Origin of the sequence: Hominimerdicola alba 8 (assembly GCF_000178155.2) — a bacterium.
GTDB lineage: Bacteria > Bacillota > Clostridia > Oscillospirales > Ruminococcaceae > Hominimerdicola > Hominimerdicola alba_C.
In genome coordinates, this window is the sequence record NZ_ADKM02000117.1 from 24,562 (window position 1) to 30,931 (window position 6,370).

7 protein-coding genes, 1 tRNA gene, 1 pseudogene and 2 CRISPR repeat arrays are annotated in these 6,370 nt (G+C 46.5%); of the genes and pseudogenes, 6 read left to right on the forward strand and 3 right to left on the reverse strand.

Going from position 1 to position 6,370, the window contains the following annotated elements; translation table 11 throughout:
* Positions 1-43: 43 nt before the first annotated feature.
* A pseudogene (locus tag CUS_RS13875) lies at positions 44-373 on the forward strand (hydroxylamine reductase); the annotation flags it as partial.
* Positions 370-843 (forward strand): pyridoxamine 5'-phosphate oxidase family protein, encoded by a 474-nt coding sequence (locus CUS_RS13880; protein WP_002851777.1) that lies wholly within the window; start codon positions 370-372, stop codon positions 841-843. The pseudogene CUS_RS13875 and the gene CUS_RS13880, both read left to right, overlap by 4 nt.
* A gap of 297 nt (positions 844-1,140) precedes the next feature.
* Here CUS_RS13880 and CUS_RS13885 read toward each other — a convergent pair whose 3' ends face one another.
* A complete protein-coding gene (locus CUS_RS13885) occupies positions 1,141-1,584 on the reverse strand; it encodes an Hsp20/alpha crystallin family protein (RefSeq protein ID WP_002851770.1) in 444 nt (147 codons plus the stop codon).
* A gap of 303 nt (positions 1,585-1,887) precedes the next feature.
* On the opposite strand from CUS_RS13885, the gene CUS_RS13890 reads away from it, so the two are divergent.
* Both CUS_RS13890 and CUS_RS13895 read left to right on the forward strand, forming a co-directional pair.
* Positions 1,888-2,115: a barstar family protein gene (locus CUS_RS13890; RefSeq protein WP_002851797.1), complete on the forward strand. Its 228-nt coding sequence runs from the start codon at positions 1,888-1,890 to the stop codon at positions 2,113-2,115.
* Positions 2,112-2,618 carry a site-specific integrase gene (locus tag CUS_RS13895; RefSeq protein ID WP_002851798.1) on the forward strand — a complete coding sequence of 169 codons (507 nt, stop codon included), beginning with the start codon at positions 2,112-2,114 and terminating at the stop codon, positions 2,616-2,618. Before CUS_RS13890 ends, CUS_RS13895 begins: the two co-directional genes overlap by 4 nt.
* A 19-nt stretch (positions 2,619-2,637) precedes the next feature.
* Here the strand turns inward: CUS_RS13895 and CUS_RS13900 are convergent.
* Positions 2,638-2,724 (reverse strand) — tRNA-Leu (locus CUS_RS13900).
* Positions 2,725-3,203: 479 nt separating this feature from the next.
* Between CUS_RS13900 and CUS_RS13905 the strand changes: the two genes are divergently transcribed.
* Positions 3,204-3,584 carry a response regulator gene (locus tag CUS_RS13905; RefSeq protein ID WP_002851783.1) on the forward strand — a complete coding sequence of 127 codons (381 nt, stop codon included), beginning with the start codon at positions 3,204-3,206 and terminating at the stop codon, positions 3,582-3,584.
* Positions 3,585-4,469: a chemotaxis protein CheX gene (locus CUS_RS13910; protein ID WP_002851776.1), complete on the forward strand. Its 885-nt coding sequence runs from the start codon at positions 3,585-3,587 to the stop codon at positions 4,467-4,469.
* Between the two features lie 176 nt (positions 4,470-4,645).
* Here CUS_RS13910 and CUS_RS13915 read toward each other — a convergent pair whose 3' ends face one another.
* The gene (locus CUS_RS13915; RefSeq protein ID WP_002851793.1) at positions 4,646-4,900 is read right to left on the reverse strand and encodes an RNA polymerase sigma factor; all 255 of its coding nucleotides are present in this window, start codon (positions 4,898-4,900) and stop codon (positions 4,646-4,648) included.
* 53 nt (positions 4,901-4,953) lie between these two features.
* Positions 4,954-5,391: direct repeats of the CRISPR family, unit length 33 nt; unit sequence ATTTCAATCCACGTCCCCCGCGTGGGGGACGAC.
* A gap of 100 nt (positions 5,392-5,491) precedes the next feature.
* Positions 5,492-6,337: a CRISPR direct-repeat array (repeat unit 33 nt; unit sequence ATTTCAATCCACGTCCCCCGCGTGGGGGACGAC).
* Positions 6,338-6,370 lie beyond the last annotated feature (33 nt).

Below are 6,370 nucleotides of genomic sequence, written 5' to 3' on the forward strand. Positions count from 1 at the left end.
ATGAATATTTACACTGTGAGCTTTTTCGGGCATAGGTACATCGAGCATAGGCGACATCGGCGGTATTCCGAGAGTTCTCGATGCCGGACAATGTAATGATTCTTATTCTTTGGCGCTTATCGCCCTGAAGCTGAAAGAGGTATTCGGGCTTAACGATGTGAATGATCTGCCTATCGTTTACAATATCTCATGGTATGAGCAGAAAGCAGTCATCGTTCTCCTTGCTCTGCTGTATCTCGGCGTGAAGAATATTCACCTCGGACCGACTCTGCCTGCGTTCCTGTCTCCGAATGTGGCAAAGGTTCTTGTGGACAGCTTTGGCATTGCAGGCATTACAACCGTTGACGAGGATATGAGGATATTCGGCTTATGAGAAGAAAAGACCGTGAAGTGATTGATTTTAGTGAGATCATAGAGATCATGAAAAACTGCGATGTATGCAGGCTTGCTCTGAATGATGACGGCTTTCCGTACATTCTGCCGCTGAATTTCGGTATGGCGGTGAACGGAGATAAGATCACGCTCTATTTTCATAGTGCTTTGGAGGGCTACAAGGTCGGGCTTATCCAAAAGGATAACAGAGCTTCCTTTGAAATGGACTGCAAACATGAGCTGCAATACTTTGAGGACAAGGGCTACTGCACAATGGCATACGAAAGCGTGATTGGCAAAGGGCATATCCGTATCCTGTCGGAAGAGGAAAAACTGCCTGCCCTGAAACTGCTCATGGCACATTATCATGACGGAAAAGATATGCCGTTCAGCACGGCGGCGATACCGAGAACGCTTGTATATGCCCTTGAGGTCGAAAGCATAACAGGTAAAAGAAAGCCTGTAAAATAATTCTGACTTTGAACCCATTGGATTCAAAGTTTCGATCAATGCTTGACACTCCCGTTCCGCTATTGTATAACAATACAAGTGTGTTTTTATGAGGTCATAGCAGTGATAGATGAAGTAACAGCCGGAGCAAAGGGTGAGCAACGGACGGCTGACCTCGTTCTCCAAAAAGAATTTCAAGAGCCTGTTTGATATGGCAGGATAATGATTCATTCAAATCACATAAAAACAAACTCCCCGGAACTGCTCATACGAACAGCTCCGGGGAGCATCATTTTGGGATCATAACTTAGCGAGGTATTATCCCTCAATTGCAATATACTTGTGATTCTCCAGCTTCTTAGGCTCTGCCTTCGGAACGCAGATGTTCAGAACACCGTCCTCAAATTTAGCCTTAACATCGGCTTCTGTAACAGTATCTCCGATATAGAAGCTCCTCTGCATTGCGCCTGCGTAACGCTCCTGACGGATCAGCTTGCCCTTCTTGGACTTTTCGTCTTTGTCAAGTCCCTTTGCGGCACTGACAGTCAAATAACCGTTCTGAAGCTCAAGATTGATCTGGTCTTTCTTGAATCCCGGCAGGTCGATAACGATCTCATAGTGGTCGTCATGCTCATGAACATCAGTCTTCATGACCTGGGCGGCGTGTTTGCCGTACAGCTTCTTCTCAACATCTCTGCCGAAATCAGGGAATCTGAAGAAATCATCGAATAAGTTTTCACCGAAAATGCTTGGATATAACATAGGTCAGTCCTCCTTTTACTTGTCACATTGTTTCCATTGCTTCGAGCAAGGGGACGGAGGGTTCAGCACCCGGATCCTTTGGTGCTTCTCTGTTCCTTTGTTCTGACTATATTATAGCACTCTTGATTAGCACTGTCAAGTGGAGAGTGCTAATTTTCACACAGGTTTCATATTTTTTGACAAGAATGTCACATTGGGTTGTGAGCAATAATGATCTGCCAATTGACCTTTTGACCGCAGTATGGTATAATTATCCTATACCCTGCTATACCGATACATACGATGATCTTTGAGGTGGTAATGATGAGGACTTACATAATAGATGGCAATAAATTTTCAAATATCGAAGGATTTTTTGATGAGATAGACCTCATCATGACCAAAGGCATCAGTTTCAAGACAGGACATAATCTTAATGCTTTCAGAGATATTCTTTACGGCGGTTTTGGCTGTCATGACCCGGGAGAGCCGTTTGTGATCAAGTGGCAGGGTTATAGGAAAAAGGTACACTCTCTGTATGCCGTAAAGTGACAAGCATCAATGCTGACGGTCACGAACAGTTGAGAGTAGATGAAACCCTGAAAACCGAAGCAAGCGTAAGAACACTTCCACTTATACCACATATTGAGAAGATGCTGAAAGAAAGGCTGAAACTCGAAATGCAGTATTCTCAGATGCTCAAGGGTGACTTTGACAGAACCTTTGACGGCTTTGTGTGCCGTGATAATACCGGTGCTATCATCACACCTGAGTATGCGACAAGACACTTCAAGGAAGTTGTCAAGAAGTATAAACTCCGTCCGTTGCGTTTCCACGATCTGCGTCATAGCTGTGCAAGTCTTTTGCTTGCCAATGGAGTATCCATGAAAGCAATTCAGGACTGGCTCGGACATTCAACTTTTAATGTTACCGCCAATTTTTATAGTCACCTCGATTACAAGTCGAGGATCTCGTCTGCGGAAGTCATTTCCAATGCCCTCGGAGACGAAGAAGATGAGAACGAGGGTGAAAAGAAAAACGCAGGCTCTAACTAAAGAACCTGCGATCTCTCAATGGTGCCGGTGGCGGGGGTCGAACCCGCACGGTGTTGCCACCAACGGATTTTGAATCCGTCACGTCTGCCAATTCCATCACACCGGCAATTATTAAATTTTGTAAACAAACACAACGCACAAGACAAAAAGTCCGTTACTGCAACCCGAAAATCTGAAAAACAGATCAAATTTGGTAGAAAAAATCTCAGGCTCAAACGAAAAAGTACAAGACTTTTTCTACCAAATGCGAGGTGCAAAAGTGCTAAAACGTCGAAATGACGGGAATATCACTGAAATCGTGGTAGACAGGAAATCTACTCAGTGAAAAAATGTTGAGTGGATTTTGAGTCTGCTGCGTCTGCCAATTTCGCCACAACGGCTTAACAGATAATTATTATACCACACTTTTTAAGAAAAGTCAAGTGGTATTCGGTAAAATAATATACCGAAATATTTATGCAAAATCACTATTAAAAACGCATAAAAAATGGTTGATTTTTATGACGGAATATGTTAGAATTATTAAGACGAGGTACGATCTGCCGCCGCGCAGGTACCTTATTCTTGTAACGGGAGGTTTATAATATGGTTATACAGGATTTGAAAGTTCTTATCTGCGACGACTCGATGTTCGCCAGAAAAAAGATGAGCATGACTATCTCAGCACTGGGCATCAGCGCGGTATACGAAGCTGCTGACGGTGAAGAGGCTGTTGCTAAATATAAGGAGAATAAGCCCGATGTAGTTTTCATGGACATTATCATGCCGAGAATAACAGGCATCGAGGCGCTAAAGCAGATAATCGAGTTTGACCCCGATGCTAAGGTCGTTATGGCTTCAAGTGTCGGCACACAGGGTCATCTGAAGGAGGCATTGCGTGCGGGGGCTGCTGACTTTTTGCAGAAGCCAATATCTGATGAGGATACAAAAGCTATCCTTGAAAACGCCGCTAAGGGGGTGCTGTAATTGTTTGCACAATTTTTTGGCGGATATCTGCTGAATAAAAAGCTGGTCACATCTGATGACCTTACACAGGCTTTTGAAGACAAAAAACATACAAGAATGCGTCTTGGCGTGCTGGCGATAAATGCTGGTCTTATGACCGCAGACCAAGTCGAGCATGTAAACATCACTCAGCAAAGCGTAGATAAAAGGTTCGGTGACCTGGCGGTAGAACTGGGATATGTCACCGATGACCAGGTCGAGAAGCTGTTATCTCAGCAGCCGACCGAGTACCTGCTGCTGGGTCAGACTTTGGTGAACAACGGCGTGCTTACCAACGCACAGTTTGAGCAGGCGATAAAAGACTACAAGACAGATAATGAACTTACCGACAGCGACCTTGAAGGCAGCAAAAACGAAAGCCTGAGCAAGCTGGTCACCGAGTTCTATCACCTTGAAGAAGCTGTCAATGCCCGAATGCTGACTGATTATGTGACTATGATGTTCAAGAATATCATACGATTTATTGACGGTGATTTCACTCCGCTGGAAGCAATGGTCATCAGGGAATTTGATGCAGAGAACCTTATCGAACAACGCATCACAGGCACTTATGATGCCGTTACCTGCATCACCGCCGACAAGGACGTTTACTTTGAGTTTGCAAAGCGCTTCGCAGGTGAAACTTTTGGCGATATCACAGGCTTTGAGAATGAAACTGTGGGCGAATTCCTGAATGTTGTCAACGGACTGTTTGCAGTCAACCAGTCCAATGAAGGCGGCGCAGAACTGACTATGACTCCGCAGAAAGCCATCACAGGCAGCAAGATAACTTTTGAGAAACCTGCGTACTGCATACCTGTTGTATTCAGCTTTGGCGAAGTAGATTTCATAGTTTCGGCAGAATAAAAAATCTTAAGGACGGGCAAATGCCCGTCCTTTTTGTTGGCAGTACGGTATAATGATACACAGATCCTTCCGGCGTTGAGAACGACAAGTTCAGTGCAGTTTGGTCTATGTGAAAAAATGAACTATCAGCATCATCGGTACGATTAGAGTTCGATAATGCTGATAATGTCGATAGTTCATGGTGATACCCCTTTCTTTTCTAAAAATTTTCTTAGACCTTCTCTCGTTCTGTGAAGAGTGGTTTTTACCTTACTGTTTGTGAAACCCATTTCTTTTGCTATCTGCTCTATACTTTCACCGTACCAGTATCGCTTGACGAACATATCACACTTATTCTGCGTCAGCGTATCAAGAAACTCGTTTATCAGCGCAGAAATTATCTTATCATCGCAGGAAGCACTGCGGCTCGTGTCTGGTATACCTGTATCCATTAAATTTGGTTTCCGACGACCTAAAAAGGTCGCGATAAAGCTAGGTCAGGAGGATTTCAATCCACGTCCCCTGTGTGGTGGACGACTTCCTTGATAGTATCGCAGCTCCGCTTGTCGGGAAATTTCAATCCACGTCCCCTGTGTGGGGGACGACCAGATGCAACTACCAGCGGTGCAACTATCTGAGCATTTCAATCCACGTCCCCCATGTAGGAGACGACAGAACACATGACCGTCCTTAGTGGTCACAGCGATATTTCAATCCACGTCCCCTGTGTGGGGGACGACGCTCTGTTTGAGGATGAGGGCTTGCCTATACTAGAATTTCAATCCACGTCCCCCGCGTGGGGGACGACCACTCACGCTGCCACCGGGAGCAGGAATGTCGTAATTTCAATCCACGTCCCCCGTGTAGGGGACGACAACATTTCCGGCACTCCTGCGTACAGCGATGCTTATTTCAATCCACGTCCCCCATGTGGGGGACGACAATGTCGTTATGCGAGAGAGCAGTGGTTTCTATCAATTTCAATCCACATTCCCGTGTGGGGGACGACGTGAGCTGAGGTCGCTCCCTCGCCGTGTTCAGGAATTTCAATCCACGTCCCCCATGTGGGGGACGACCAGTGACCGACGAAAAGGGTATCGCCGTATTTGAATTTCAATCCACGTCCCCCGCGTGGGGGACGACCAGAAGTGGCAGAAGTTTACCGCCATCTTAAAGCAAATTTCAATCCACGTCCCCCGCGTGGGGGACGACTATCTACCACCCTTGCAATCGGGTCAAGCTATGTATTTCAATCCACGTCCCCCGCGTGGGGGACGACGGTATTCCTATAACAGCGTTCTTAGTTTGCTTGCTATTTCAATCCACGTCCCCCGCGTGGGGGACGACCTCCGCAGGCACAGGAAGACCGGGCAGTTTTACTACATTTCAATCCACGTCCCCCGCGTGGGGGACGACAGAACGTCTCTTTAAGCGCTGAGGGAATGTTCTTATTTCAATCCACGTCCCCCGCGTGGGGGACGACTTTACGCCGACAATGAGTGCGGCGAAATTGTAAATTTCAATCCACGTCCCCCGCGTGGGGGACGACCAGTTCGTGGCGTTCAGTGTGCCACAGGAAGTCCAATTTCAATCCACGTCCCCCGCGTGGGGGACGACCCACCCATGCGGGGAGGTCTTTGTCTTTTGCGGGTTATTTCAATCCACGTCCCCCGCGTGGGGGACGACCTGTAGATTATCTGACCATTTCGCTTGTCGGGCGTATTTCAATCCACGTCCCCCGCGTGGGGGACGACATGCGCTGTTCAAGTTGTTTGTTTGATAATCGTGATATTTCAATCCACGTCCCCCGCGTGGGGGACGACTTTGCAAAATCTTTGCAGGTTCGGCATAAAGGTATTTCAATCCACGTCCCCCGCGTGGGGGACGACTTTAAGTTCGACACCTACAACATCAAGCCAACG